26 protein-coding genes, 1 other RNA gene and 1 other annotated feature are annotated in these 25,853 nt (G+C 56.4%); of the genes, 10 read left to right on the plus strand and 17 right to left on the minus strand.

The genetic code is table 11. From position 1 onward, the window contains the following. Positions 1-210 precede the first annotated feature (210 nt). Both ydiK and rprA read left to right on the plus strand, forming a co-directional pair. Positions 211-1,323 carry an AI-2E family transporter YdiK gene (ydiK, locus tag BHE81_RS08545; protein ID WP_004148729.1) on the plus strand — a complete coding sequence of 371 codons (1,113 nt, stop codon included), beginning with the start codon at positions 211-213 and terminating at the stop codon, positions 1,321-1,323. Positions 1,324-1,511: 188 nt separating this feature from the next. Further along, positions 1,512-1,619, plus strand: an RNA gene (rprA, locus tag BHE81_RS08550) — antisense sRNA RprA. An 86-nt stretch (positions 1,620-1,705) separates the two neighbouring features. Here the strand turns inward: rprA and ppsA are convergent. Beyond that, complete coding sequence (ppsA, locus tag BHE81_RS08555; protein ID WP_149888790.1) at positions 1,706-4,084, minus strand: phosphoenolpyruvate synthase; 2,379 nt, start codon at positions 4,082-4,084, stop codon at positions 1,706-1,708. A gap of 75 nt (positions 4,085-4,159) precedes the next feature. On the opposite strand from ppsA, the gene BHE81_RS28145 reads away from it, so the two are divergent. From BHE81_RS28145 to hemP, 4 genes are all read left to right on the plus strand, one after another. Beyond that, entirely contained in the window at positions 4,160-4,279 is a 120-nt protein-coding gene (locus tag BHE81_RS28145) for a hypothetical protein (RefSeq protein WP_032409936.1), read from the plus strand. Positions 4,280-4,423: 144 nt separating this feature from the next. Then, entirely contained in the window at positions 4,424-5,257 is an 834-nt protein-coding gene (locus tag BHE81_RS08560; RefSeq protein WP_002909061.1) for a pyruvate, water dikinase regulatory protein, read from the plus strand. 154 nt (positions 5,258-5,411) lie between these two features. Further along, positions 5,412-6,458 carry a 3-deoxy-7-phosphoheptulonate synthase AroH gene (gene aroH, locus BHE81_RS08565; protein ID WP_004180369.1) on the plus strand — a complete coding sequence of 349 codons (1,047 nt, stop codon included), beginning with the start codon at positions 5,412-5,414 and terminating at the stop codon, positions 6,456-6,458. 155 nt (positions 6,459-6,613) lie between these two features. Continuing rightward, positions 6,614-6,793, plus strand: coding sequence for a hemin uptake protein HemP (hemP, locus tag BHE81_RS08570; protein ID WP_014343179.1), 180 nt, complete (start codon positions 6,614-6,616; stop codon positions 6,791-6,793). A gap of 29 nt (positions 6,794-6,822) precedes the next feature. On the opposite strand, the gene selO is transcribed toward hemP, so the two are convergent. The 4 genes from selO to BHE81_RS08590 form a co-directional block, all read right to left on the minus strand. Continuing rightward, entirely contained in the window at positions 6,823-8,265 is a 1,443-nt protein-coding gene (gene selO / locus BHE81_RS08575; RefSeq protein ID WP_023280248.1) for a protein adenylyltransferase SelO, read from the minus strand. A 113-nt stretch (positions 8,266-8,378) separates the two neighbouring features. Then, on the minus strand, positions 8,379-8,843 hold the full coding sequence (locus BHE81_RS08580) for an NlpC/P60 family protein (RefSeq protein ID WP_002909082.1): 465 nt from the start codon (positions 8,841-8,843) through the stop codon (positions 8,379-8,381). Positions 8,844-8,924: 81 nt separating this feature from the next. Continuing rightward, positions 8,925-9,674: a vitamin B12 ABC transporter ATP-binding protein BtuD gene (btuD, locus tag BHE81_RS08585; protein ID WP_002909083.1), complete on the minus strand. Its 750-nt coding sequence runs from the start codon at positions 9,672-9,674 to the stop codon at positions 8,925-8,927. Further along, positions 9,674-10,225, minus strand: coding sequence for a glutathione peroxidase (locus BHE81_RS08590; protein ID WP_004898898.1), 552 nt, complete (start codon positions 10,223-10,225; stop codon positions 9,674-9,676). The genes btuD and BHE81_RS08590 overlap by 1 nt, the downstream gene beginning before the upstream one ends. Before the next feature lie 236 nt (positions 10,226-10,461). Between BHE81_RS08590 and BHE81_RS08595 the strand changes: the two genes are divergently transcribed. Beyond that, the gene (locus tag BHE81_RS08595; protein WP_002909085.1) at positions 10,462-11,262 is read left to right on the plus strand and encodes a MetQ/NlpA family ABC transporter substrate-binding protein; all 801 of its coding nucleotides are present in this window, start codon (positions 10,462-10,464) and stop codon (positions 11,260-11,262) included. Positions 11,263-11,298: 36 nt separating this feature from the next. Here BHE81_RS08595 and btuC read toward each other — a convergent pair whose 3' ends face one another. Further along, positions 11,299-12,285 (minus strand): vitamin B12 ABC transporter permease BtuC, encoded by a 987-nt coding sequence (btuC, locus tag BHE81_RS08600; RefSeq protein WP_004151850.1) that lies wholly within the window; start codon positions 12,283-12,285, stop codon positions 11,299-11,301. 123 nt (positions 12,286-12,408) lie between these two features. Continuing rightward, positions 12,409-13,842 carry a gluconate:proton symporter gene (locus tag BHE81_RS08605; protein WP_004184568.1) on the minus strand — a complete coding sequence of 478 codons (1,434 nt, stop codon included), beginning with the start codon at positions 13,840-13,842 and terminating at the stop codon, positions 12,409-12,411. A gap of 280 nt (positions 13,843-14,122) precedes the next feature. Between BHE81_RS08605 and BHE81_RS08610 the strand changes: the two genes are divergently transcribed. Genes BHE81_RS08610 through BHE81_RS08620 form a run of 3 tightly spaced genes read left to right on the plus strand, consistent with a single transcriptional unit; the run spans position 14,123 to position 16,690 of the window. Next, the gene (locus BHE81_RS08610; RefSeq protein ID WP_110246358.1) at positions 14,123-15,037 is read left to right on the plus strand and encodes a LysR family transcriptional regulator; all 915 of its coding nucleotides are present in this window, start codon (positions 14,123-14,125) and stop codon (positions 15,035-15,037) included. Positions 15,038-15,074: 37 nt separating this feature from the next. After that, positions 15,075-16,340, plus strand: coding sequence for a D-amino acid dehydrogenase (locus BHE81_RS08615; protein WP_322966520.1), 1,266 nt, complete (start codon positions 15,075-15,077; stop codon positions 16,338-16,340). Continuing rightward, a complete protein-coding gene (locus BHE81_RS08620; protein WP_021440321.1) occupies positions 16,337-16,690 on the plus strand; it encodes a RidA family protein in 354 nt (117 codons plus the stop codon). Before BHE81_RS08615 ends, BHE81_RS08620 begins: the two co-directional genes overlap by 4 nt. A gap of 52 nt (positions 16,691-16,742) precedes the next feature. On the opposite strand, the gene ihfA is transcribed toward BHE81_RS08620, so the two are convergent. The 10 genes from ihfA to BHE81_RS08675 form a co-directional block, all read right to left on the minus strand. Further along, positions 16,743-17,042 (minus strand): integration host factor subunit alpha, encoded by a 300-nt coding sequence (gene ihfA / locus BHE81_RS08625; protein WP_002909098.1) that lies wholly within the window; start codon positions 17,040-17,042, stop codon positions 16,743-16,745. Between the two features lie 4 nt (positions 17,043-17,046). Further along, positions 17,047-19,434 (minus strand): phenylalanine--tRNA ligase subunit beta, encoded by a 2,388-nt coding sequence (gene pheT, locus BHE81_RS08630; RefSeq protein ID WP_002909101.1) that lies wholly within the window; start codon positions 19,432-19,434, stop codon positions 17,047-17,049. A gap of 15 nt (positions 19,435-19,449) precedes the next feature. After that, positions 19,450-20,433: a phenylalanine--tRNA ligase subunit alpha gene (gene pheS / locus BHE81_RS08635; RefSeq protein WP_002909105.1), complete on the minus strand. Its 984-nt coding sequence runs from the start codon at positions 20,431-20,433 to the stop codon at positions 19,450-19,452. A gap of 63 nt (positions 20,434-20,496) precedes the next feature. Further along, positions 20,497-20,621 (minus strand) — a sequence feature (Phe leader region). After that, positions 20,572-20,616, minus strand: a complete 45-nt coding sequence (gene pheM / locus BHE81_RS28150) for a pheST operon leader peptide PheM (protein ID WP_001386830.1) — start codon at positions 20,614-20,616, stop codon at positions 20,572-20,574. (Overlaps the previous feature by 45 nt.) A 118-nt stretch (positions 20,622-20,739) precedes the next feature. Next, complete coding sequence (gene rplT / locus BHE81_RS08650; RefSeq protein WP_000124850.1) at positions 20,740-21,096, minus strand: 50S ribosomal protein L20; 357 nt, start codon at positions 21,094-21,096, stop codon at positions 20,740-20,742. 50 nt (positions 21,097-21,146) lie between these two features. Then, positions 21,147-21,344, minus strand: coding sequence for a 50S ribosomal protein L35 (gene rpmI / locus BHE81_RS08655; RefSeq protein ID WP_001124225.1), 198 nt, complete (start codon positions 21,342-21,344; stop codon positions 21,147-21,149). A 92-nt stretch (positions 21,345-21,436) separates the two neighbouring features. Beyond that, positions 21,437-21,979: a translation initiation factor IF-3 gene (gene infC, locus BHE81_RS08660; RefSeq protein WP_004189469.1), complete on the minus strand. Its 543-nt coding sequence runs from the start codon at positions 21,977-21,979 to the stop codon at positions 21,437-21,439. Between the two features lie 3 nt (positions 21,980-21,982). Further along, entirely contained in the window at positions 21,983-23,911 is a 1,929-nt protein-coding gene (thrS, locus tag BHE81_RS08665) for a threonine--tRNA ligase (RefSeq protein WP_002910026.1), read from the minus strand. 432 nt (positions 23,912-24,343) lie between these two features. After that, complete coding sequence (locus BHE81_RS08670) at positions 24,344-24,577, minus strand: hypothetical protein (RefSeq protein WP_002910028.1); 234 nt, start codon at positions 24,575-24,577, stop codon at positions 24,344-24,346. A gap of 271 nt (positions 24,578-24,848) precedes the next feature. Next, positions 24,849-25,607: a DUF481 domain-containing protein gene (locus BHE81_RS08675; RefSeq protein ID WP_002910030.1), complete on the minus strand. Its 759-nt coding sequence runs from the start codon at positions 25,605-25,607 to the stop codon at positions 24,849-24,851. Positions 25,608-25,853: the final 246 nt, after the last annotated feature.

The following is a 25,853-nucleotide window of genomic DNA, read 5'->3' on the forward strand; positions in this document are numbered from 1 at the left end:
ACCCTGCCTGACTATGTTGTGTTTGAAAATATTGTGTTGGTGCTAACTAAACGTTTGCGTAGCGCATTCAACTTTTTATCACATTTTTTTCATATGCGCCCACGTGTTTTCTGTGCAAAATCAGCCCGGCAAAATTATTGATATTATTATCAGTATATGGATTTACGCGGCGCCAGCTGTTTGGCGCGACTGGAAAGGTAAAATTTCTCTATGATTAATCCCCATCAGCCTCGGGACATTCCGCAAATACTGCTGTCGGTGCTGTTCCTGGCCCTGATTATCATATCCTGCCTGTGGGTTGTGCAGCCGTTTATTCTGTCCTTCGCCTGGGCCGGAACGGTGGTGATCGCCACCTGGCCGGTGCTGCTGCGTCTGCAGCGTGTGCTGTTCGGCAAACGACTGCTGGCGGTGCTGGCGATGACCCTGTTGCTGTTTCTGCTATTCGTTATTCCTATCGCTCTGCTGGTCAACAGCCTGGTGGATAACAGCGTTCCGCTGATCAAACTCATCAGCAGCGGAAATGTGACGCTGCCGGATTTCGCCTGGCTCAACAGCGTACCGCTGGTCGGCGATAAACTGTACTCCGCCTGGCACGGTCTGCTGGATATGGGCGGCTCGGCGATTATGGCCAAGGTTCGTCCCTATATTGGCACCACCACCAGCTGGTTTGTCGGTCAGGCGGCGCACATCGGCAAGCTGCTGGTCTACTGCGGTTTGATGCTGCTGTTCAGCGCGCTGCTCTACTGGCGCGGCGAGCAGGTGGCCTACGGTTTCCGCTACTTCGCCACGCGCCTCGCGGCCAAACGCGGCGACGCCGCGGTGCTGCTGGCCGGCCAGGCCGTGCGCGCCGTGGCGCTGGGCGTGGTGGTCACGGCCCTCACTCAGGCGGTACTGGGCGGGATTGGCCTTGCCGTCTCCGGCGTGCCCTACGCCGCTCTGCTGACCGTGGTGATGATCTTTACCTGTCTGGTCCAGCTCGGCCCTTTACTGGTTTTGGTGCCGTCGATTATCTGGCTTTACTGGAGCGGGGATACCACCTGGGGCACCGTGCTGCTGGTGTGGAGCTGCGTAGTCGGCACCATGGACAACGTTATTCGTCCGGTGCTCATCCGCATGGGCGCCGACCTGCCAATGATCCTTATCCTCACCGGCGTCATTGGCGGCCTGATCGCCTTCGGCATGATCGGCCTGTTTATCGGTCCGGTGCTGCTCGCCGTCTCCTGGCGACTGTATGACGCCTGGGTGCATGAGGTGCCGCCGCCGCCGAAAGACCCTGACGTCGTCCTTGAAGAGCTTAGTGAGCTGGAGGCCGGTCGCAAGTAATGCCTGGCAGGCGGGGAGACCCGCCTGTTTCTTTGTCCGCATATTGTTAAGAAAAATTTATTGATCGCCGGCAATGCGCTGGCCCCGCGCGCCCTTCACCTCGCTTTCCTCCCCCGGTCCTTCACAACAATTTAACTATTGAGAGGAATCTGATCGACGGCAAAGGCCCCGCTGCCTACTATTAGCTCACGGTTATAAATCAACACCTTGATTTATAAGCATGGAAATCCCCTGAGTGAAACAACGAATTGCTGTGTGTAGTCTTTGCCCATCTCCCACGATGGGCTTTTTTTTGCCCTGCGCATCACGACACCAGATAGCCTGACACCGGTAAAAAAAATCCCCGGCATCGCTGCCGGGGATCGGTCCTGTCAGGGCGAACTTATTTTTTCAGTTCCGCCAGACCTAACCAGGTTTGTACCACGGTATCCGGGTTCAGGGACAAGCTATCAATCCCCTCTTCCATCAGCCAGGCGGCGAAATCCTCATGGTCAGACGGCCCCTGGCCGCAGATGCCGACGTATTTACCCTGTTTCTTCGCCGCGCGGATGGCCATCGACAGCAGGGCTTTCACCGCGTCGTTGCGTTCATCAAACAGCTCAGAAACCACACCGGAATCGCGATCCAGACCGAGCGCCAGCTGGGTCATGTCGTTCGAACCGATGGAGAAGCCGTCGAAGTACTCGAGGAACTGCTCCGCCAGCAAGGCGTTCGATGGGATCTCGCACATCATAATGATCTTCAGCCCGTTCTCGCCGCGCTTCAGCCCCTGACGCTCCAGCTCTTCGACCACCGCTTTCGCCTGGGCGACGGTACGGACGAACGGGACCATCACTTCAACGTTGGTCAGTCCCATATCGTTACGCACGCGCTTCATCGCTTCGCATTCAAGGGCGAAACTGTCGCGGAAGCTTTCGGAAACGTAGCGTCCGGCGCCGCGGAAGCCGAGCATCGGGTTCTCTTCTTCCGGCTCATAGCGCTCGCCGCCCACCAGGTTGGCGTATTCGTTCGATTTGAAGTCCGACAGACGCACGATCACCCGTTTCGGATAGAAAGCGGCGCCGAGGGTGGCGATCCCTTCGGTCAGGCGGCCAACGTAGAACTCTCTCGGCGAATCGTAGCCTTTCATCAGCTCGCGGATTTCGTTCTGCAGGCCCGGCTCCTGGTCGTCAAACTCCAGCAGCGCGCGCGGATGAACGCCAATCATGCGGTTGATGATAAATTCCAGCCGCGCCAGACCGACGCCTTCGTTCGGCAGGCAGGCGAAGTCGAACGCGCGATCCGGGTTGCCGACGTTCATCATCACCTTCAGCGGCAGATCCGGCATGTCGCCGACGCTGGAGCTCTTGACGCTGAAGTCGAGCAGCTCGGCGTAGACATAGCCGGTGTCGCCTTCGGCGCAGGAGACGGTGACATTCTGATTTTCCTGAATGCGATCGGTAGCATCACCGCAGCCGACCACCGCCGGGATCCCCAGCTCACGGGCGATAATCGCCGCGTGACAGGTACGCCCGCCGCGGTTGGTGACAATCGCCGAGGCTTTTTTCATGATCGGTTCCCAGTCCGGGTCGGTCATGTCGGTAACCAGTACGTCGCCTGGCTCAATGCGATTCATCTCGCTGATATCGTGGATCACCTTGACCGGACCGGCGCCAATGCGGTGGCCGATGGCGCGCCCTTCGGCGATGATCTGCCCCTGAGCGTGGAGGGTATAACGCTCCATCACCTGGCCGCGGGACCGCACGGTTTCAGGACGCGCCTGGACGATAAACAGCTTACCGGTGTGGCCATCTTTCGCCCACTCGATATCCATCGGACGGCCGTAGTGCTTCTCGATCTGCACCGCCTGCTTCGCCAGCTCCTGCACCTCCTCGTTGCTTAACGAGAAAATATCGCGCTGCGCCTGCGGCACATCTTCGATACGCACCTGTTTACCGTGCTCCTGGGTCGGCGCGTAAACCATACGGATCTTTTTCGACCCCATGGTGCGGCGCACGATCGCCGGACGGCCAGCGGCCAGCGTCGGTTTGTGGACGTAGAATTCGTCCGGGTTCACCGCGCCCTGCACCACCATCTCGCCCAAACCCCACGCCGAGGTGATAAACACCACCTGGTCAAAGCCGGATTCGGTATCGATGGAGAACATGACGCCGGAGGAGGCCAGATCGGAGCGGACCATCCTCTGCACCCCGGCGGAGAGCGCCACGCCGCGGTGATCGTAACCCTGATGCACGCGATAGGAGATTGCGCGATCGTTAAACAGCGAAGCAAACACGTGCTTCACGGCAACGAGCACGGCGTCAAAGCCCTGCACGTTGAGGAATGTCTCTTGCTGCCCGGCGAAGGAGGCGTCCGGCATATCTTCCGCGGTGGCGGAAGAGCGCACGGCGAATGAGGCCTCGGCGTCATCGGCGGACAGCAGGTCATAAGCATCGCGAATCGCGTTTTCCAGTTCGCTCTGGAAGGGGGTATCGATGATCCACTGTCGGATCTGCGCGCCCGCTTTCGCTAATGCGGAAACGTCGTCAATGTCGGTTTCATCCAGCAGCGCATAGATGCGCTGGTTAACACCGCTTTGGTCCAGGAACTGATTGAAAGCATCAGCGGTGGTGGCAAACCCGTTAGGTACGGAAACACCCATACCGGACAGATTCGTAATCATTTCACCAAGGGAGGCATTTTTGCCCCCAACTCTGTCTACATCATTCATGCCGAGTTGGTTATACCAAAGCACCAGCGGTGACGAGCCATTGTTGGACATCGAGACAATCCTTTTGTGATTTAATACCAGTGAAAAAAATTTCACGATCGACTGCAGGATTATCCTGACATATTTATGAAGCTGAAAAAAACGGTGAATCGTTCAAGCAAATTATTTTTTCATTTTTCGGACTGTTCCCCCGATATTTCTAACTTGATGATTTTTAGGAATTCTGATGGAAAACGCTGGAAATAACGGCGACAAAAAGAAAATGAACCACCCTTTTCATAAAAAACAAAAATAGCGTTTCAATTTTAACAAGAGACAAATCAAACAGGGATATGCTTAAATTTAATATCCGCTTTCAGGCAATTAAACTCATTATACCGGATGGTCAAAATGGAAAGTGCTGTAGATCGCCACGTATTTTATATTTCTGACGGTACCGCCATTACGGCGGAGGTGCTGGGGCATGCCGTGATGTCGCAATTCCCGGTCGCCATCAGCAGCGTAACCCTGCCGTTTGTGGAAAACATCAGCCGCGCGCGGGCGGTGAAGGAGCAGATCGACGCCATCTATCAGCAAACGGGTATTCGCCCGCTGGTGTTCTACTCCATCGTCATCCCGGAAATACGCGACATTATTCTGCAAAGCGAAGGCTTTTGTCAGGATATCGTGCAGGCGCTGGTGGCCCCGCTGCAGCAGGAGCTCAACCTCGACCCGACGCCGGTGGCCCACCGTACCCACGGCCTCAACCCCGGCAACCTGATTAAATACGATGCGCGTATCGCCGCCATCGATTATACCCTCGCCCATGACGATGGCATCTCGCTGCGCAACCTTGACCAGGCGCAGGTGATCCTCCTCGGCGTCTCGCGCTGCGGCAAAACACCCACCAGTCTGTATCTCGCCATGCAGTACGGTATTCGCGCCGCCAACTATCCGTTTATCGCCGACGATATGGACAATCTGGTGCTGCCGGCCTCGCTGAAACCCCTGCAGCATAAGATGTTCGGCCTGACCATCAATCCGGAGCGTCTGGCGGCGATCCGCGAGGAGCGCCGGGAGAACAGCCGCTACGCCTCGCTGCGCCAGTGTCGGATGGAAGTGACCGAAGTGGAGGCCCTGTATCGCAAGAATAAAATCCCCTGCCTGAACAGCACCAACTATTCTGTTGAGGAAATTGCGACAAAAATCATGGACATCATGGGGCTGAATCGCAGGATGTACTAATACACTAGTACATTATTAAAAATTTGTTTATGCTATCACCCGTGGCCTATACAGGATCATGCCCTGCTCTTGCAATAAGCAGGGATTGGTTTATCGTGATGCGCATCACTTCCCGGCATTTTCGCCGCGGAAGAAACAGATTTTTGAGACCCCAATGAATAAAACAGACGAATTGCGTACCGCGCGCATTGAGAGCCTGGTAACGCCCGCGGAGCTGGCCCAGCGCCATCCCGTGACGGCCGACGTGGCTGCCCACGTCTCGGCCTCCCGCCGCCGAATTGAAAAAATCCTCAACGGCGAAGACCGCCGACTGCTGGTGATTATCGGCCCCTGCTCCATTCACGACACCGACGCGGCGCTGGAGTATGCCCGCCGCCTGCAGGGCATGCGCGAGCGCTACCAGCCGCAGCTGGAGATCGTGATGCGCACCTACTTTGAAAAACCGCGTACCGTGGTGGGCTGGAAAGGCTTAATCTCCGATCCGGACCTCAACGGCAGCTACCGGGTCAACCACGGAATTGAGCTGGCGCGGCGCCTGCTGCTGCAGGTTAATGAGCTGGGGGTACCGACGGCCACCGAGTTTCTCGATATGGTGACCGGTCAGTTTATCGCCGATCTCATCAGCTGGGGGGCCATCGGGGCGCGCACCACTGAAAGCCAGATCCACCGTGAAATGGCCTCAGCGCTCTCCTGCCCGGTTGGATTTAAAAACGGCACCGACGGCAATACGCGCATCGCGGTGGACGCCATCCGCGCCTCCCGCGCCAGCCATATGTTCCTCTCCCCGGACAAGCAGGGGCAGATGACGATTTACCAGACCAGCGGCAATCCGTATGGGCATATTATTATGCGCGGCGGCAAACGGCCAAACTATCACGCCGAGGATATCGCCGCCGCCGGCGAGGCGCTACGTGAATTCGATCTGCCGGAACAGCTGGTCGTTGATTTCAGCCATGGCAACTGCCAGAAGCAGCACCGCCGTCAGCTGGAAGTGTGCGCCGATATCTGTCAGCAAATTCGCGCGGGCTCTACCGCCATCGCCGGGATTATGGCAGAGAGCTTCCTGCAGGAAGGCACTCAGAAAGTGGTCCCCGGCCAGCCGCTGACCTGGGGCCAGTCGATCACCGACCCCTGCCTGAGCTGGGAAGACAGCGAAAGATTATTGAGCGAGCTGGCTGCGGCCACCGCCACCCGCCTGTAACCGCTCCGCCCGCCGCGCCTGCGGCGGGCAATTCTCTTCGCTGACTCCCCTACCAAATCCGGTAACACGATAAATAACGCTTGCCGTCAAAAACAACATTATTGATAATGATTATCATTGTTGCCTTGATTTTTATTTTGAGAGCTATGACGCGTATGGATAACACTGCCACAGCTGAAAAACCAAAAGACAATGCCCCTTATCCCGTGGCGACGGACAGAGAGATCAGCAGTCGGGTTCTGTTAGGCAGCGAAGGACGAGTAGTGATTGAGCATGGCGGCCAGCGCTATCTGCTGCGCCAGACCCACGCCGGGAAGTTAATTCTGACCAAGTAAGCGCCCCGCTGAACGCGGGGCGAGGCAAGTTAGCTCGAGCAGCTGACTTCCAGACGTTTCCCCCAGTCCGGCGGGCGGCGGACGTAGTCGTCCTCGCGATCGGTAAAGGGGTCTGCCAGCGCGGCATGCAAGCGCTCCAGCTCGCCCATATCGCCCGCCTCAGCCTGCTCGATCGCCCGCTGCGCCAGCCAGTTACGTAACACCAGCGCCGGATTCACGCCCTGCATCCTCTGCTGGCGCTGCGCGTCGTCCACCTGTTCATCACGCAGCCGCGCACGATACCCGGCAAACCAGCTGTCAAAGGCCGCGCGGTCGATAAACTCATCGCGCAGCGGCGATGCGGCGCTGAGCTGTTCGCTGTGGCTCAGCAGGCGGAACGTCCGGGTATAGTCGCTCTTCTCGCGGATCATCAGGGCAAACAGCCCGTCCAGCAGGTCGTTATCCCCTTTCTGCTGGCTGAACAGGCCGAGTTTATCGCGCATCCGCTGGCCATAAGCGGTCAGCAAGGCGTGCTGATACTCATCCAGCGCCGCGTTTAACGCTTCAGCGCTGATAAACGGCGACAGCGATTGGGCGAGACGCTGCAGATTCCACAGCCCCACCGCCGGCTGGTTTTCAAAACTGTAGCGCCCCTGATAATCGGAGTGGTTGCAGATGAAGTCCGGTTGAAAATCGTCAAGGAAGCCATACGGGCCGTAGTCGATGGTCAGACCGAGAATCGACATGTTGTCGGTATTCATCACCCCATGGGCAAAGCCCACGGTTTGCCAGCTGGCGATAGTCTGCGCGGTACGCATGACAATGTCACGGAACCATAACAGGTACTTATCCGCCTCATCCTGCAGCTGCGGCCAGTGGTGGCGAATAACATAGTCGGCCAGTTGCTGGACCTTCTGCGGCTCACGGCGATAGTAAAAATGTTCGAAATGGCCGAAGCGGACATGGCTCTCGGCCACCCGCATCAGCATCGCGCCGGGCTCCACGCGCTCGCGGTAGACCGGGGTATCGCTGGTCACCATCGCCAGGGCGCGCGTCGTCGGGATCCCCAGAGCATGCATCGCCTCCGACGCCAGACTTTCCCGGATCGTCGAGCGCAGCACGGCGCGGCCGTCCCCCATCCGCGAATAAGGAGTCAGGCCGGCGCCTTTCAGATGCCAGTCGTAACAGCGGCCATCCGCCAGCTGCTGCTCGCCGAGCAGGATCCCGCGTCCGTCGCCCAGCTGGCCGGCCCAAGCGCCAAACTGATGGCCGCTGTATACCTGCGCCAGCGGCGACATGCCCGGAAGCAGCGCTTCGCCGCCCCAGACACCGGCCCCGCTTTCAGGCGCAAACAGGGCGTCGGGCACCCCCAGCTGTTGCGCCAGCGGGGCGTTGCGCCAGATGAGTCGGGCGTTATCCAACGGCGTTGGTGACAGGGAAGTGTAAAAGTCCGGCAGTTCATCCCGCCAGTGGGTGGTAAAAGAAAGGGTCATGGTTCCTCCTCTCTCCAGTGTAGTGCCTGGAACAGCGGATTAACACGGGCGGAGTGCAAGGTTATCGGCATAAAAAAGGGAAGCGTTCGCTTCCCTCTTGCTTCTGAATGACGTCAGATTCGCCGCGCCTGCCAGAACTTTTTGTTCCAGTAGACGTTATCCAGCGAGGAACGGGTGACGCCCTGGCTGGTGGAGGCGTGAATAAACTGGTTGTCGGTATCGTAGATGCCAACGTGCAGGCCGCTCTCCCCTGAGCCGGTTTTGAAGAACACCAGATCGCCGGGCAGCAGATCGCGCTTATCGATGCGGGTGCCGATTTCCGCCTGCTCGCGGGTTTCACGCGGCAGCTGGAGGGCAAATTTATCGCGAAACGTGCGCACCACGAAGCCGGAGCAGTCAACGCCGCGCGGCGTCATGCCGCCGTAGCGATACGGTGCGCCGCGCCAGCTGCGCAGCTGCTCGTTCAGATTCGCCACCACCGTGATGGAGTCAGCCAGCCGAGGATTCGGCGGCGGTGCCCGATGGCTGCTGCAGCCGGCTAAAATTAACGCCGCCGCCAACATGAACCAGAAGCGCATTTCAGATGATCCCTCTGTCCCTAGTCTCTTTATCGCAATAATTTAGCTTGTTTATCAATATAGTGACAAGATAACTGCGTGCTACTGTGACGCGATGAGCATAATATGACCGGCCACCTCAACGCGCTGGAACGGGATCGCATAGGCGGCGGTTAAATTTTCCTCATTCAGCACCTCGGCGGTCTCCCCGCAGGCGATGGCTTCCCCCTGGCAGAGCAGCCAGCTCTGACCGGCGTGGCGCAGGGTATGGTTGAGATCGTGGCTGCTCATCACCACCGCAATCCCCGCCGCGCTCAGCTCGTGTAACAGCCGATCCAGCGCCGCCTGCTGGGCCACATCCAGACTGTTCATCGGCTCATCCAGCAGCAGCAGCTGACCCGCGGAATTACTCAAGGGATCGATCTGCAGGATCACTGCCGCCAGCCGCACGCGCTGCCACTCGCCGCCCGACAGCTGATTGACCGGACGGCCCAGCTTATTGTCCAGACCAAGCCTGGCCGCGATATCGCTCAGACGGGCGCTATCACCCTGCTGCTGCATATGCAGCGCCAGGTAGTGCCATACCGGCATGGCGAACGGCGGGGTCTGGTGTTGACTCAGATATCCGCGACGGCGCGCCAGCTCCCTCGCCGGCCACTCGTCAAGCAGACGGCCGTTAAAATGAACCGTGCCGGGGCCGTCGGACAGCCCCGCCATGCGGGTCAGCAGCGTGCTCTTCCCTGCGCCGTTCGGCCCCACCAGATGGACAATCTCCCCGGCGCGAAAGGCCGCAGAAAACGGGGCCAGGCGCCCCGCCGCTTCTACATCCTGTAGCTGCATCAGAAACGACATTATTGCGCCAGCGCTCCTTTAATCGCCGCCACCAGCTGCGGATCGTCCGGCGTCATATCCGGCGAGAAGCGCTGAATGACGTTGCCCTGGCGATCGACGAGGAATTTTTCGAAGTTCCACAGAATGTCGTCCACATACAGCGGCGCCCGGCCTTTGCTGGCCATCCGCTCATAAAAACCGCTGCCTTCCGGGGCCACCGCTTTCGGCGCGGCGGCAATCAGTTTTTGATAGAGCGGCGCGCGATGTTCGCCGTTGACGTCAATTTTGCTAAACAGCGGGAAGGTGACGCCGTAGGTAGTGCTGCAGAAGGTCTTAATCTCCTCTTCACTGCCCGGCTCCTGGCCGAGGAACTGGTTGCAGGGGAACCCCAGCACGCTGAAGCCCTCGGCGGCAAACTGCTTTTGCAGATCCTCGAGTTGCTCATACTGCGGCGTCAGGCCGCATTTCGAGGCTACATTGACGATCAGCAGCACCTTGCCGGCAAAGGATGCCAGGGTGGTTTTCTCGCCATCAATGGTCGTCACTTCGGTATTCAGAATGTCATGTTGCATAGCCTGTCCTCAATGGATAAACCGGTTTCCGGTGAAGGTGATCCCTTTCTACTGTAGCGGATTCAGCGCCCGCCATTCTACTGCCATTCCCCCCGAGTTGTCGCATAATGTAACAGCGCTTCGCTGGCCGCCGGCAACATGAAATCCTCTCAATTGGGCCGTCGACCATTTCCGTGTACAGTGTTCCATGAATGTAATATGGTTTCGTTACTTGTTAATTTAAGAGAGTTTTAGTGATGAAGAAGTTGTTTAGCCTGGCGTTAATCGCCACCTCTGTCGCCCTGCTGAGCGCCTGCTCCCCGGATGAAGATAATAAAGTAAAAGTCGCTATCAATACCGGGCCGGACGAAGCCATCTGGAAAGTGGTGGAGCAGGTGGCGAAGGATAAATACCACCTCGACGTCGAAGTGGTCTCCTTCAATGATTATGTGCTGCCCAACGAAGCGCTGAACAACAAAGATGTCGATGCCAACGCCTTCCAGACCCTGCCGTACCTTGAGGCGCAGTCGAAAGAACGCGGCTATAAATTTGCGGTGGTCGGTAAAACCTTTGTCTTCCCTATCGCCGCCTATTCTCACCGGATCAAAAATATCAGCGAACTGCCCGAAGGGGCGACGGTGACCATCTCTAATGAAACCACCACCCTGGGCCGCAGCCTGCTGCTGCTTCAGGCGCAGGGGTTACTCAAGCTGAAACCGGGCGTCGGCTATTTACCCACCACGCTGGATATCATCGACAATCCGAAACAGCTGAAAATTGTTGAAGTGGATACCCCGCAGCTGACCCGTACCCTTGACGATCCGAACGTCAGCCTGTCAATCATTAACACCAACTTCTCCGCCCAGGCGGGCCTGTCGGCCGCCCGCGACGGTCTGTTTATGGAGGGGCCGGATTCCCCATACGTGAATGCGATAGTCGCCCGCGAGGATAATAAGGACAGCAAGAAAATTCAGGAATTAAAAGCCGCCTTCCAGACCAGCGAAGTCGCGGAAAAAGCGAAGGAAGTCTACAAAGGCGACGCGATCAAAGGCTGGTAAGCCTGAACCGGCGCCGTCCCTGCCGACGGCGCCGCGCTATCCCCGCCCCCGCGAACGCAGCAGCAACCAGATAAAGACCGGCGCGCCCAGGGTCGCCGTCACCACGCCAATCGGCAGCTCTGCGGCGGAAAGCGCCAGCCGGGCAATGATATCCGCCCCCAGCAAGGCGCTTGCCCCGGCCAGCATACAGGCCGGGAGCAACACCCGGTGATCGCTCAAGCCGCATAGCCGCAGAATATGCGGGATCACCAGACCGATAAAGCCAATCGCCCCCGCCAGCGCCACGCTAACGCCGACCATCCAGCCGGTCGCCACCACCAGTAATTTGCGCCACAGCCACAGCGGCAGCCCAAGCTGACGAGCGGAGACTTCGCCCAGCGCCAGTAAATTCAGGGGTTGCGACTGCAGACAGACCCAGCAGAGCACCGGCAGGAGGGCTATCATCAGCCACAGCTGTTGCCAGTCGACGCCGCCAAACCCGCCCATCATCCAGTACATTAGCTGACGCAGGTCAAAAGAGGTGGAGAAGTAGACTGCCCAGGTCATCAGGGCGCTGCAGATGATCCCCAGCGCCACCCCCGCCAGCAGCAGACGGCTGGTAGACAGATGGCGGCGGGCAAAACGCAGCAGAATAAAAGTGATCAGCAGCGCGCCAAAGATGGCACACAGACCGAGCGCCCAGCCGGGCAAGACTCCTTTGCCCAGCAGGACGGCGGCAATCAGCCCGACGCCTGCGCCGTTGGAGACCCCCAGCAGCCCCGGCTCCGCCAGCGGATTTTCAAACAACGCCTGCATAATCGCCCCGGAGAGCGCCAGCGCCGCCCCCACCAGCAGCACCGCCAGGGTTCGCGGCAGGCGGATCTGCCAGATAAACAGCTGACCTTTGGCGCTGAGCCACTCGCCGGGCGGGATCCATTGCTCGCCCGCGCACAGGCTGATCAGCAGGGTGACCAGCAGCAACAGCGTTAATCCGAAGAGCCAACGCCGGCTGCGGCGCTGTTGAAGATGGGCGAGAGTCAGCATAGATTCCATTACGCAGGGGGAACAAGAGGCTGATTTTACGGTGGCTGTCGCGGTGAGAAAAGGAAAACCTCACGACCAAACGTCGACGCGAAGGAAAATCTCCTCCGCGTCTGCGGTCGTTCGTCACACCAGAATCTGAAACAGCAGCGCAAAGAGAATGATGTTCGCCACCACGATTGCCCAGCCGTTATAGAGCATATATTTCAGATGAGTAGACTGCGCCAGCCCCATCTGGCCGAACATATCTGATGAGGGAAACGGCCCGAACCAGTCCACCTGGGATGAGGCCAGCAGCACGGCGGTGGTCCCCTGGGGCGGCACGCCGGCGGCCATCAGCATCGGGCCAAAGATTTTATGAGTAAAGGTCATCTGGGCCACCGCCGCACCGGGCACATGGCCGATAATATTGAACGCGAAGATGCTAAAGCACAGCCAGGCCGGGGAGATCCCCTCCAGCAGCGGTTGGGTATACTCCAGCAGCCCCTGATAGGCGTGCAGGCCATCCATCAGCTCAAGGATCGGGTTGTACAGCCAGTAGAGAATAAACATCCACACCAGACGGCCGCAGCCGTGATACAGTGCCTGAAGGATCTGCGTCGGTCGCAGGCCGCCTACCAGGCCGGTCATCAGGGCCACCAGCAGCATCACGATTATCGCGAAGCTGAAGCCGGCTTTAATCACCACGCCAACGATCGCCATCACGATGATGGTCGCCGCGAAGGCCAGCGCGCTTAATTTACGCCGACGCTGCTGCGCGGCGCTGAGATCCTCTTGCGGCTTTTCCGCGAGATCGACGTCATAGCGCAGTTTGCCTTCGGTCATCTTCTGGATCCGTCCCGCCATTACCCAGCCGGCCAGCAGCGTGACCGCGCTCATCGGCAGACCAACGTACAGCAAATAGTCCGGATAGCTCAACCCACCGAGGCTGAGGATCGTCACGGTACTGGGGGTGAAAGGCCCGGTAAACAGCCCAACGGAACCGGCGGTCATCATCAGCGCGGCGACCGTTGGCGGCGTCAAGCGTACCGCTGCCGCCACCGGAATGATTACTGCCACGATAATGGCATTGCCACCGGCCATAGTGCCCAGCGAACCGCAAATTAAAATCGATGACGCCACAATGCCGAATTTCACCCGCGTCTGACTCGACAACCCGATGCGATGGACGACAAATTTTACCAGCTCAACCGCTGCGCCGGTGCGGGTGGCCACTTCCCCCACGCCGGCGCCGAGCATAATGATAAGCCCAACGGTGGCAATAAATGACCCGGTGGATTTCGCCAGCATCGTGCCCATTTCCGGCAGGCCGGTCGAGGTCATTATCATGGCGATAATAATCGAGGAGATGACCGCCAGCACAATATCAACGCCGATCAGCGATAATATCGCTAGCGCCACCAGCGGCGTAAATCCCAGCAGACCAAGCTCGCTGCCTGGTCGACCGTGGCACCACAGCGCGATCAACACGAACAGCAGCAATAACAGACCAATAATAACGTTTTTCCGCGTGATATTTTGTCTGACAGGCGCATTGCCTGTGAGCGTTGAGTCACTCATAACACTCCTTAATGCCAATCAATCCGACCATGATGGTCAGGTGGTGTATGGGGGCCTGCTCAGAAAATATCCTCCCTCTTTTTCATTATTGATTGGCCGCGGCCTGAGGGTTTGTTTGGGTACAAAGGAAACGATTCTGAGAGCGTAATATGCCGCCATTGGGCGGGGTCTACAGCACAAGATGTAACCAATGCGCTGATTGGTGATTAAATCTATGTTAACTTAGTGTTAGTAGAAAATGACTTTTTATCGGTAGGCTATAACCCTGAGTTAACTGTTCATGAAACTGCGTCATCTGGAAATCTTCTATGCCGTCATGACCTGCGGCTCTTTATCGCGAGCGGCGGAAGCGCTCAATATCTCCCAGCCCGCGGCCAGCAAAGCGTTAAAAAGCGCCGAAATGAAGCTGGGTTTTACCCTGTTTCAGCGGGTGCGCGGCAAGCTGCTGCCGACCAGCGAGGCGATCACACTTTTCGAAAAAGCGCAGAGCATTTATCAGGACCTGGACAACCTGCGCCTGCTGGCCGACAACCTGGCTCGCGATCCGCGCGCCAAGATCACTTTAGGCTGTCTGCCAAGCCTGGGGTTAAGCCTGGTGCCGGAGCTGGTGACCGACTTTTATCAGCAAAACAGCAACCTGGTGATGACGCTCACTACCGAGCACACCGAGACGCTGGTCAAAAAACTGGATTTGCGCGAGATAGATTTGGCGCTGACGCTACAGCCGGTGCAGCAGGAGGAGATCCTGACCACCCTGATTGCCGAAGTACCGCTGGTGTACATCGACCGTCATTATCGTCAGGGGTCGGTGGAGATCGATCAGATCGACCAGCAGCGCTGGATCTCGCCGGGACCGCACTCGCTCTCTGCCGCCATCGCCACCCGTCGCGACTTTTCCACCACCCGGCTAAACGTCCAGACCTACTATATGGCCACCGAGTTCGTGAAGCGCGGCATGGGCTGCAGCATCACTGATATCTTTTCCGCCCAGCACAACCTGGCCCCGGAGATGATCCATCCCATTACGCCGCCGATGGCGATTAGCCTCTGTCTGTTACGCCGGGCCGACGTTTCCCTGAGCCCGATGGCGCAAAAGTTCGTCGATTTTCTCTGCCAGCGTCTGCGCCAGCAGCTCAAGGAGATTAACCTGCGGTTATACCCTGACCATAAAAAGTCAATTGCGCCGCTGGGGTAAATGCTTTGACATAACCCGATAAATTTATCAGCGGTGGATATATCGGGTTATGAACAAACGCATTGTCATTATCGGCGGCGGCGTGGTCGGTCTGGCCACGGCCTGGGAACTGATCAAGCGCGGCCATCAGGTGCAATTACTGGAGCGCAATGCCGAACCGGGCAGCGCCACCAGTTTTGCCAACGGCGGACAATTAAGTTACCGCTACGTCGCCCCCCTTGCCGACAGCGGCGTTCCCCTGCAGGGAATGAAATGGATGGGCAAAGCCGATTCGCCGCTGAATATGCGTCTCAGGATGTCTCTCCAGCAGTGGCGCTGGCTGCTGCAGTTTCTGCGCGCCTGTAATAACCAGACCAATAAAATGAATGGCGACCATATCTTACGCCTGTCGCTGCTCAGCCGTCAGGTCATGCAGGCGTGGCGGGATGAGGATAATCTTGCCGATTTCCACTGGCGGCGCAGCGGAAAATTAATTATCCATCGTCGCGAATATGATTTTAATAAAGCAGCAAAAGGGATTGATCCTCAGTATCAGCAGGCGCTGAATGCTGAAGCCTGCCTGCAGCTGGAGCCGGCGCTCAAACATATTAGTCCTTCTCTGCAGGGCGGAATCTATTCGCCAGGCGATGAAACGGCAGATTGTCATCAGTTCTGCCTTGCCCTGCTCGACAAGCTCAATGCCAGCAGCGACTTTAGCCTGCTGACCCAGTGTGAGGTGCGGCGACTCAATAAGCGCGGGGGACGCATCAGCAGCCTTGAGACCAGTCAGGGGACCCTCACCGGCGATGAGTATGTCGTCGCCGCCGGTAACGGCAGTGGTTCTCTGCTTGGGCATCTGGGGGTTCGCGTGCCGCTGTGCTCCCTGAAGGGGTACAGCCTGACCCTGCCCTATCCTGAAAAAGCAGGTATTGCCCCTGACATCAGCGTCACCGACTACGGGCACAAAATCGTTTATGCCCGCCTTGGCCAACAGCTGCGCATCGCGGCGATGGTGGACATCGGCTACGACGGCGACGAACTGCGCGAATGCCGCATTCAGGCGCTGAAGAACATCGTCGCCCGCAGCTTTCCTGAACTGGAGGGGCTGGACGAGGCCGAAGTCTGGACCGGCATGCGCCCGTCAACGCCAGCAGGCCCGCCGATGCTGGGGCGCGCCGGCTACCCCAACCTGTGGATGAACCTCGGCCAGGGTAGCCTCGGCTTTACTCTCGCCGCCGGCAGCGCGGTGGTGCTGGGCGCGTTAATCGACAATCAGATGCCAGACATTTCTTTAGAAGGTCTCACATGGAAACAAACCGCATGACAATTATTCGCAATAATCCACAACCTCGTCTTTCCGCCAGCGTTGCGTATGGCGATCTGCTGTTCCTCTCCGGGCAGACGCCAAAAAGCAATGAAGACGATATCGTTTTACAAACCCGTGAAGTACTGGAGAAGATCGACGCGCTGCTGGCCGCAGCCGGGAGCGATAAGCAGCACATTCTCTCCGCGCAGATCTGGTTGAAAAATATCGAGCGTGACTTTGCCGCATTCAATGAGGTGTGGGTGCAATGGATGCCGGAAGGCTATAGCCCGGCGCGAGCGGCCGTGCAGGCGGAGATGGCGCGACCAGAAATCCTGGTGGAGATCATGCTCACCGCCGTCAAAGCGTAAAGATTGACAGAAAAGAAAAAGGCCGCAATGCGGCCTTTTTAATTAGTGCAGATTATTTGTCTTTCGGCGACGCGTTTTCGACACGGCTTTTCAGCTTCTGACCGGGTCTGAAGGTCACCACGCGCCGGGCTGTAATGGGAATATCCTCCCCCGTCTTCGGGTTACGTCCCGGGCGTTGGTTTTTATCCCGCAAATCGAAGTTGCCGAACCCGGAGAGTTTGACCTGTTCTCCGTTTTCCAGAGCACGACGGATCTCTTCGAAAAACAACTCGACCAGTTCTTTGGCATCCCGCTTGCTAAGCCCAAGCTTATCAAACAGATATTCTGACATTTCAGCTTTTGTAAGCGCCATAGGTTCAATCCCTCAATGATGCCTGGAATCGCTCTTTTAATGCCTCTACACATCTGGCAACGGTAGCGGCAATCTCCTCTTCTTCGAGTGTACGGCTGGTATCCTGCAGGATCAGGCTAATCGCAAGGCTCTTATACCCTTCCGCCACACCCTTACCACGGTACACGTCAAATAAGTTTACGCCAACTACCTGATTTACGCCAACTTTCTTACATTCGGCTAAAACATCGGCGGCAGCCACGTTTTCCGCGACCAGCACCGCGATGTCGCGACGGTTCGCCGGGAAGCGGGAAATATCGCGCGCCTGAGGCACCACGCGGTCTGCAAGCTTGTTCCACTCCAGTTCGAACACCAGAGTGCGACCGTTCAGATCCAGTTTACGTTCCAGCTCAGGATGAACAACCCCAATGAAACCAATGCGTTCACCTTTAAGATAAATCGCTGCGGATTGTCCCGGATGCAGCGCGGTGGTCGCTTCAGCACGGAATTCGATATCCGCTAATTTTCCGGTTAAATCCAGAACGGCTTCCAGATCGCCTTTCAGATCATAGAAATCGACCGTCTCTTTCGCCAGTGTCCAGTGCTCTTCGTAGCGGTTGCCGCAGATCGCCCCGGCCAGCATCACATCCTGACGAATGCCCAGCGGCGCATTGGTGTCCGGCACAAAGCGCAGGCCGCTCTCAAAGATGCGCACCCGGCTCTGCTGACGGTTCTGGTTGTAGACCACGGTGCCCAGCAGGCCGGTCCACAGCGACAGGCGCATCGCCGACATTTCGCTGGAGATCGGGCTTGGCAGGATAAGCGCCTCTTCCCCGGCGTGGATCAGCTGCTGGACTTTCGGGTCGACGAAGCTGTAGGTGATCACTTCCTGATAGCCTTTGTCGTTCAGCAGCGTTTTCACGCGCTTCAGCGACAGGTCCGCTTCGCGGTGGGTTCCCATGATCAGACCCGCCTGCACCGGCTCGTCAGGAATGTTGTTGTAGCCGTAAACGCGAGCCACTTCTTCAACCAGATCTTCTTCGATCTCCATGTCGAAACGCCAGCTCGGCGCAACCGCCTGCCATTCGCCCTCGCCAACCGTCACTTCGCAGCCGAGGCGCTGCAGAATGTCGGTGACCTGCGCGTCAGCGATATGGTGGCCAATCAGGCGATCCAGCTTGCTGCGACGCAGCGTAATGGTGGCGCGTGTTGGTAGATTCTCTTTGCTGGTAACGTCAATGACCGGGCCGGCTTCACCGCCGCAGAGGTCGATCAGCAGACGGGTTGCACGCTCCAGCGCTTTATACTGCAGGGCCGGATCGACGCCGCGCTCATAGCGGTGAGAGGCATCGGTGTGCAGGCCATGACGGCGCGCGCGGCCGGTAATGGACAGCGGGCTGAAGAACGCGCATTCCAGCAGCACGTTCTGGGTTTCGTCGTTAACGCCGGAGTGTTCCCCGCCGAAGATCCCCCCCATCGCCAGCGCTTTGTTATGGTCTGCAATGACCAGCGTGTCGCTGTCGAGCTTTGCTTCAGAGCCATCGAGCAGGACCAGGGTTTCCCCTTCTTTCGCCATGCGCACCACGATCCCGCCTTCAATACGGTCGCGGTCAAAGGCGTGCATCGGCTGGCCCAGCTCAAGCAGCACATAGTTGGTCACGTCAACCACCGCGTCGATGGAGCGGATCCCGCAGCGGCGCAGCTTCTCTTTCATCCACAGCGGCGTCGGCGCTTTGACGTTGATACCTTTCACCACGCGCCCCAGATAGCGCGGGCAAGCCTGCGGCGCGTCAACCTGAATCGGCAGCACGTCGTCAATCGTCGCGGCAACCGGCGTGATTTCCGGCGCGTTCAGCGGCGCTTTGTTCAGGACAGCGACATCGCGCGCCACACCGATGATGCCCAGGCAATCGGCGCGGTTTGGCGTGACGCTGATTTCGATGGTGTTATCGTCAAGCTTGAGGTATTCGCGAATATCGGTGCCGATGGGCGCATCTGCCGGCAGCTCGATGATACCGCTATGGTCGTCGGAAATACCCAGCTCGGAGAAGGAGCACAGCATCCCCTCAGACGGCTCGCCGCGCAGCTTCGCGGCCTTGATTTTGAAATCGCCCGGCAGCACGGCGCCGATGGTGGCTACCGCGACCTTTAGCCCCTGACGGCAGTTTGGCGCGCCGCAGACGATGTCCAGCAGGCGTTCGCCGCCGACGTTGACTTTGGTGACGCGCAGTTTGTCGGCGTTCGGGTGCTGACCGCACTCCACCACTTCCCCGACTACGACGCCGTTGAAGCTGCCGGCGACCGGCTCAACGCCATCTACTTCGAGGCCCGCCATGGTGATCTGATCGGAAAGCGCTTCGCTGTCGATCGCCGGGTTAACCCATTCGCGTAACCACAGTTCACTGAATTTCATTGTTCTGTCCTGCCCTTATTTAAACTGTTTGAGGAAACGCAGATCGTTTTCGAAGAACGCGCGCAGATCGGTGACGCCATAGCGCAGCATGGTCAGACGCTCCATGCCCATGCCGAAGGCGAAGCCGGAGTAGACTTCCGGATCGATACCCACGTTACGCAGCACGTTCGGGTGCACCATCCCGCAGCCCAGCACTTCCAGCCATTTGCCGTTTTTACCCATTACGTCAACTTCCGCAGACGGTTCGGTGAACGGGAAGTAGGACGGACGGAAGCGGACCTGCAGATCTTCTTCAAAGAAGTTGTTCAGGAAGTCGTGCAGCGTCCCTTTCAGGTTGGTGAAGCTGATATTTTTATCAACGATCAGACCTTCCATCTGATGGAACATCGGGGTGTGGGTCTGATCGTAGTCGTTACGATAGACGCGGCCCGGCGCGATAATACGGATAGGCGGCTGCTGGTTTTCCATGGTGCGGATCTGCACGCCGGAGGTCTGCGTACGCAGCAGGCGAGTGGCATCGAACCAGAAAGTGTCGTGGTCAGCGCGCGCCGGATGGTGACCCGGAATATTCAGCGCATCGAAGTTGTGGTAATCGTCTTCGATTTCCGGGCCCGTCGCCACGGTAAAGCCGAGCTCACCGAAGAAACTTTCAATACGGTCGATGGTGCGAGTAACCGGATGCAGGCCGCCGTTTTCAATGCGGCGACCCGGCAGCGAGACGTCAATGGTCTCTGCGGCCAGACGCGCATTCAGCGCTGCGCCTTCCAGTTCAGCTTTACGCGCGTTCAGCGCCTGCTGCACCTGCTCTTTCGCCTCGTTGATGACCGCACCGGCTGCCGGACGCTCTTCCGGCGGCAGCTCACGCAGGGTGGTCATTTGCAGGGTCAGATGCCCTTTTTTACCCAGGTATTCCACGCGGACGTTGTCCAGCGCAGCAACATCTGATGCCTCGTTAATGGCTGCCTTGGCACTGGCAACCAGCTCTGCGAGATGTGACATGGTTTTCCTCATTATGTCGGTGCAGACACCGGTTATAGTGAAATTAATATTCCGAATCCATATACGAAAAAAGCCTCCACAGGGGAGGCTTTCTGGCGCTGTTTTCCGTTTCTTCTTTCACGCGCAAGCCCCCTGAGTTCAGGTGCTAAAGTAAAAAAAGAAGCGGAAAATAGCAGCATTCATGCTTGCATTACCTTGTCTGGTAAGAAACGTCAGAGCTGTATTGAAAAGCCTGCGCCGATAAAAGTCAATGTATTGATGGTGTTGAAACGAAAAGAGGGAGACAAGCTCCCTCTTTCAACTGGCTTATGCCAGAGCTGCTTTCGCTTTTTCGACCAGAGCGGTGAACGCTACTTTGTCGAATACAGCGATGTCAGCCAGGATCTTACGGTCGATTTCAACAGAGGCTTTTTTCAGGCCATTGATGAATTTGCTGTAAGAAATACCGTTCTGACGTGCTGCTGCGTTGATACGTGCAATCCACAGTTGACGGAACTGACGTTTACGTTGACGACGGTCACGGTAAGCGTACTGACCAGCTTTGATAACAGCCTGGAAGGCAACGCGGTATACGCGAGAACGCGCACCGTAGTAGCCTTTAGCTTGTTTCAAAATTTTCTTGTGACGTGCACGTGCAATTACACCACGTTTTACGCGAGCCATGTGTGCTCTCCTGTATCTATTCTAAGTTAAAAAAGTTAAACGTTAACGACTTATGCGTACGGCAGGCACGCGATAACCAGGCCCAGATCGCCTTTGGAAACCATGGCTTTCGGACGCAGGTGACGTTTACGCTTGGTAGCTTTTTTAGTCAGAATGTGACGCAGGTTAGCGTGCTTGTGCTTAAAACCACCTTTACCGGTTTTTTTGAAGCGCTTAGCAGCACCGCGTACGGTCTTAATTTTTGGCATTTTAATAACTTCCACTTCGCATTGTTAATAAACGAAACAAAGGCGAACAAAACCAGTGAGCCGAAGCCCACCGGAAATGTTTCTTGATGGCCTTACTGTTTCTTCTTAGGAGCGAGCACCATGATCATCTGGCGGCCTTCGATCTTCGTTGGGAAGGATTCGACTACTGCCAGTTCAACCAGATCGTCTTTCACGCGGTTAAGCACTTCCATACCGATCTGCTGGTGGGCCATCTCACGACCGCGGAAACGCAGCGTGATCTTGGCCTTATCGCCATCTTCGAGAAAGCGAATCAGGCTGCGGAGTTTTACCTGATAGTCACCTTCATCAGTACCAGGGCGGAATTTAATTTCCTTAACCTGGATAACTTTCTGCTTCTTCTTCTGTTCCTTAGAAGACTTACTCTTTTCATAAAGGAACTTGCCGTAGTCCATGATACGACAAACTGGCGGCTCGGCGTTAGGGCTGATTTCAACTAAATCTACTCCAGCCTCTTCAGCCTTTTCGATAGCTTCTCTCAGACTCACAATTCCCAGCTGCTCACCTTCCAGACCTGTTAAGCGAACTTCCTGGGCGCGAATCTCGCCATTAATACGATTCGGACGTGCCGTTTGAACTCGTTTTCCGCCTTTAATACCTTATTCCTCCAGTTGTTGAAGACTGCGGCTGCGAATCTCTTGTTGCAGCTTCTCGATCACTTCATTTACGTCCATGCTGCCGAGGTCTTTCCCGCGACGGGTGCGCACGGCCACTTTGCCGGCTTCGACTTCTTTGTCGCCACAGACCAACATATACGGGACACGACGTAAAGTGTGCTCGCGAATTTTAAAGCCAATCTTCTCATTTCTCAAGTCTGCTTTTACACGAATGCCCGCATTTTGTAGTTTACGCGTCAATTCGTTAACGTATTCAGCCTGAGAATCGGTAATATTCATGACCACTACCTGCACTGGTGCAATCCAGGTTGGGAAGAAGCCTGCGAACTCTTCGGTCAGGATGCCAATGAAGCGCTCCAGAGAACCGAGAATCGCACGGTGAATCATGACCGGCACCTGACGCTCGTTGTTTTCGCCCACATAGGAGGCGCTTAAACGCTGCGGCAGAGAGAAGTCCAGCTGTACGGTACCGCACTGCCATGCACGATCGAGGCAGTCATACAGGGTAAATTCAATTTTCGGGCCGTAGAACGCCCCTTCACCGAGTTGATATTCAAATGGGATGTTATTTTCTTCCAGCGCCACCGCCAGATCCGCTTCCGCGCGATCCCAGGTCTCGTCGCTACCGATACGTTTTTCCGGGCGAGTCGACAGTTTGACGACGATCTTCTCGAAGCCAAAGGTGCTATACATATCGTAGACCATACGAATACAGGCGTTCACTTCATCGCGAACCTGATCTTCAGTACAGAAGATATGCGCATCATCCTGGGTAAAGCCGCGCACGCGCATCAGACCATGCAGCGCGCCAGACGGTTCGTTACGGTGGCAGCTACCGAATTCCGCCATACGCAGCGGCAGGTCGCGGTAGGATTTCAGCCCCTGGTTGAAGATCTGCACGTGACCCGGGCAGTTCATCGGCTTGATACAGTATTCACGGTTCTCAGAAGAGGTGGTGAACATCGCATCTTTGTAGTTGTCCCAGTGGCCGGTTTTTTCCCACAGCACACGGTCCATCATGAACGGACCTTTTACTTCCTGATACTGGTACTCTTTCAGTTTAGAACGAACAAACGTTTCCAGTTCACGGAAGATGGTCCAGCCGTCATTGTGCCAGAACACCATCCCCGGCGCCTCTTCCTGCATGTGATACAGGTCGAGCTGCTTACCGATTTTACGGTGGTCACGCTTGGCGGCTTCTTCCAGACGCTGCAGGTAGGCATTCAGCGCTTTTTTATCTGCCCACGCGGTGCCGTAGATACGCTGCAACATTTTATTGTTGCTGTCGCCGCGCCAGTAGGCTCCGGCGGTTTTCATCAGCTTAAAGTGATGGCAGAAGCGCATGTTCGGTACGTGCGGACCGCGGCACATATCGATATATTCTTCATGATGATACAGGCCAGGCTTGTCATCATGGGCAATGTTTTCATCAAGAATAGAAACTTTATAGCTTTCGCCGCGTTTCACGAAGGTTTCACGCGCTTCATGCCAGCTCACTTTCTTCTTGATAACGTCGTAGTTTTTCTCGGCGAGCTCATGCATACGTTTTTCGAGCGCGTCGATATCTTCCTGGGTCAGGGTGTGGTCGAGGTCTACGTCATAGTAGAAACCATTATCGACAACCGGACCGATAGCCATTTTGGTGTTGGGCCACAGCTGTTTGATGGCATGGCCTAACAGGTGCGCGCAGGAGTGACGAATGATCTCCAGCCCTTCTTCATCTTTCGCGGTGATGATAGAGAGAGTGGAATCGGATTCGATCGGGTCACAGGCGTCTACCAGTTCACCGTTTACCCGCCCGGCAATGGTGGCTTTCGCCAGGCCTGGACCGATATCCAGCGCGACATCCATCGGACTCACTGCGTGGTCAAAATGGCGTTGGCTGCCATCAGGAAGCGTAATTACAGGCATTTTATGTCCTTATTTGCAGTGGTGCCCCGCACGAAAGAGCACATACAAAACTATATAATCATAATTATCATCAGGTTAAGGCGCAGTTCCCGCTTCACTCTGCGAAAATAGGAGCACGACCGGAACGATCGCTCCCCCCTGCAACCGCCTGCTGATAACACCGGGGAGTAGTTTACACATCATTGGTACGTGATTAAAGCCGCGACAGCATAAATGATGGCGGAATGCGGAGAAAACAAGAGGGCCACGGATAAAAAAGCAGAATATAAGCGATGTGGCGCGGTAATATTGGCCAATGGCGCCGGACGATATTATTCGGACATGATAAAAGAGACGTGGAGATATTGCCTGCTGAATGTATACCGCGGGCCATTAAACCGGTACCACTTAACCCGGCTTATTAGACCGCTCGCGAAACGATAGCCTGCAATATTAAGACCACTCGCCGGCCACCAGCGTATGCACATTAAAGGCGTCGTTCATGGATTTTCCGGTGGTAGGGGCGCCGGGCGCAATATTCGAACCAGCCTCAACGTCAGAGGCTTTGGCGATACCTACCTGGGTATGATCCTGATGACCCGATGGCGGAACGGGCGTGGCGGCTGATGCGCCAAAAGAAAGCACGCACAGCGCCAGGGCTGCGATGGTATAACGATTGTTTTTCATGATGTTAATTCTCTTATTACGGAAAACAGACCGGGCAATGTCGCCCTCCGGTCAGTGGTTGTTAGTATAGATCCAGATCACATATTTGTCCGTCGAATATTTAGCTATTTGTGTCAAATAGAATGAATATTTGTCAGGCGCTCGTGAATAATGGAGAAAAAATGGAGGGCTATTTCCTTTTTACAAAAAGTAAAACGAACGGCCAGAAAAAATAATATCACTAATTGCTAAAACCAAAACGAACAGGCCGGGGAAAACCCGGCCTGAAATATTACATCTTATACCCGAGGGAGAGCGAGGTCCGGCGATCGGTATGCTCCGGCGCAGACGCAGGCGGCTCAGAGTTCCAGGTCACGTTGTAGGCGACCTTCAGGGCGAAATGGGCGTTAATCGCCACGTTTAACGCGCTCTCTGAGTTGACCGTGGTGTCCTCGGCGCCGAACACCGATACCCCTTGCGAAAATTTGGCGTTATCGGTCATCTGCCAGGCCCAGGTACCCGAAGCATAACCCAGCGGCTGGGTATCAGTATCCCCGTCGGTATATTCGTCATAGCGAACGCCAGGACCAAATTCAAACCGCAGACTGTGCACCGGCCCGTTGAGGATCTGACGACCATAGCCCGCCGTCACAACATCGCGCTGTTGATAGCCGTTGTAGCGGTCTGTTAGCCAGCTACCCTGACCAAAGACATAGTTCATATCGGTCAGGTTGTAGCGGCTACGTCCGCCGACAGCATATTTTTCTGAGGATCGCTCATCATTGGACGACGTGTTGCTGGCGTTGCCCCACAGCGACCAGGCGGTGGTATTACCATACCAGGTCAGGGTGGAATCCGCCGTCATCGAAGAGCTCTTGGTGTTGCCGGACTGCGCCAGGTAGCCTGCGTTAACCACCCCTTCGAACGGTTTTTTGGCAGCGGAAGGGTCATCCATGACGGTAAATACAGAATCATCGGCCATTGCGCCAACAGACGCAAAAAGCCCCCCCGCCAGCATAACCGCTGCGGGTACTGTCTTTAAAAGCTTCATTATAACTCTCTAAAATACATTTTTTTAGGACAGTACAAATGATGAACAGGCATAATCTCGCCGGCTCATTGAATTTAGCGTCCGTACAACATAAAAGAGACCTGAGGGTCCCGGAAACTTTCGCGAGGATCGCGGAGTGCAGGTCCTAAGAAAGGTAGCAAATTATAAAAAAGCACGAATAACATAGCAATCACTTACTCTTTCGTTTTTTGAATAAGACAGCTCCGGAAACAATCTTTATTTCAT

It is taken from the genome of Klebsiella sp. AqSCr (assembly GCF_008452795.1).
GTDB classification, from domain to species: domain Bacteria; phylum Pseudomonadota; class Gammaproteobacteria; order Enterobacterales; family Enterobacteriaceae; genus Klebsiella; species Klebsiella pneumoniae.

What these genes read in the sequence shown, in the direction of transcription:
- aroH (WP_004180369.1), top strand. Translation starts at nt 5,412, where the DNA reads ATGAATAAAACAGACGAATTGCGTACCGCGCGCATTGAGAGCCTGGTA.
- hemP (WP_014343179.1), top strand. Translation starts at nt 6,614, where the DNA reads ATGGATAACACTGCCACAGCTGAAAAACCAAAAGACAATGCCCCTTAT.
- BHE81_RS08675 (WP_002910030.1), bottom strand. Translation starts at nt 25,607, where the DNA reads ATGAAGCTTTTAAAGACAGTACCCGCAGCGGTTATGCTGGCGGGGGGG.
- ppsA (WP_149888790.1), bottom strand. Translation starts at nt 4,084, where the DNA reads ATGTCCAACAATGGCTCGTCACCGCTGGTGCTTTGGTATAACCAACTC.
- selO (WP_023280248.1), bottom strand. Translation starts at nt 8,265, where the DNA reads ATGACCCTTTCTTTTACCACCCACTGGCGGGATGAACTGCCGGACTTT.
- BHE81_RS08595 (WP_002909085.1), top strand. Translation starts at nt 10,462, where the DNA reads ATGAAGAAGTTGTTTAGCCTGGCGTTAATCGCCACCTCTGTCGCCCTG.
- BHE81_RS08670 (WP_002910028.1), bottom strand. Translation starts at nt 24,577, where the DNA reads ATGAAAAACAATCGTTATACCATCGCAGCCCTGGCGCTGTGCGTGCTT.
- BHE81_RS08620 (WP_021440321.1), top strand. Translation starts at nt 16,337, where the DNA reads ATGACAATTATTCGCAATAATCCACAACCTCGTCTTTCCGCCAGCGTT.
- BHE81_RS08580 (WP_002909082.1), bottom strand. Translation starts at nt 8,843, where the DNA reads ATGCGCTTCTGGTTCATGTTGGCGGCGGCGTTAATTTTAGCCGGCTGC.
- rplT (WP_000124850.1), bottom strand. Translation starts at nt 21,096, where the DNA reads ATGGCTCGCGTAAAACGTGGTGTAATTGCACGTGCACGTCACAAGAAA.
- ydiK (WP_004148729.1), top strand. Translation starts at nt 211, where the DNA reads ATGATTAATCCCCATCAGCCTCGGGACATTCCGCAAATACTGCTGTCG.
- BHE81_RS08560 (WP_002909061.1), top strand. Translation starts at nt 4,424, where the DNA reads ATGGAAAGTGCTGTAGATCGCCACGTATTTTATATTTCTGACGGTACC.
- pheS (WP_002909105.1), bottom strand. Translation starts at nt 20,433, where the DNA reads ATGTCACATCTCGCAGAGCTGGTTGCCAGTGCCAAGGCAGCCATTAAC.
- pheT (WP_002909101.1), bottom strand. Translation starts at nt 19,434, where the DNA reads ATGAAATTCAGTGAACTGTGGTTACGCGAATGGGTTAACCCGGCGATC.
- btuD (WP_002909083.1), bottom strand. Translation starts at nt 9,674, where the DNA reads ATGTCGTTTCTGATGCAGCTACAGGATGTAGAAGCGGCGGGGCGCCTG.
- BHE81_RS08605 (WP_004184568.1), bottom strand. Translation starts at nt 13,842, where the DNA reads ATGAGTGACTCAACGCTCACAGGCAATGCGCCTGTCAGACAAAATATC.
- BHE81_RS08590 (WP_004898898.1), bottom strand. Translation starts at nt 10,225, where the DNA reads ATGCAACATGACATTCTGAATACCGAAGTGACGACCATTGATGGCGAG.
- BHE81_RS08610 (WP_110246358.1), top strand. Translation starts at nt 14,123, where the DNA reads ATGAAACTGCGTCATCTGGAAATCTTCTATGCCGTCATGACCTGCGGC.
- rpmI (WP_001124225.1), bottom strand. Translation starts at nt 21,344, where the DNA reads ATGCCAAAAATTAAGACCGTACGCGGTGCTGCTAAGCGCTTCAAAAAA.
- thrS (WP_002910026.1), bottom strand. Translation starts at nt 23,911, where the DNA reads ATGCCTGTAATTACGCTTCCTGATGGCAGCCAACGCCATTTTGACCAC.
- btuC (WP_004151850.1), bottom strand. Translation starts at nt 12,285, where the DNA reads ATGCTGACTCTCGCCCATCTTCAACAGCGCCGCAGCCGGCGTTGGCTC.
- ihfA (WP_002909098.1), bottom strand. Translation starts at nt 17,042, where the DNA reads ATGGCGCTTACAAAAGCTGAAATGTCAGAATATCTGTTTGATAAGCTT.
- BHE81_RS28145 (WP_032409936.1), top strand. Translation starts at nt 4,160, where the DNA reads ATGAAGCTGAAAAAAACGGTGAATCGTTCAAGCAAATTATTTTTTCAT.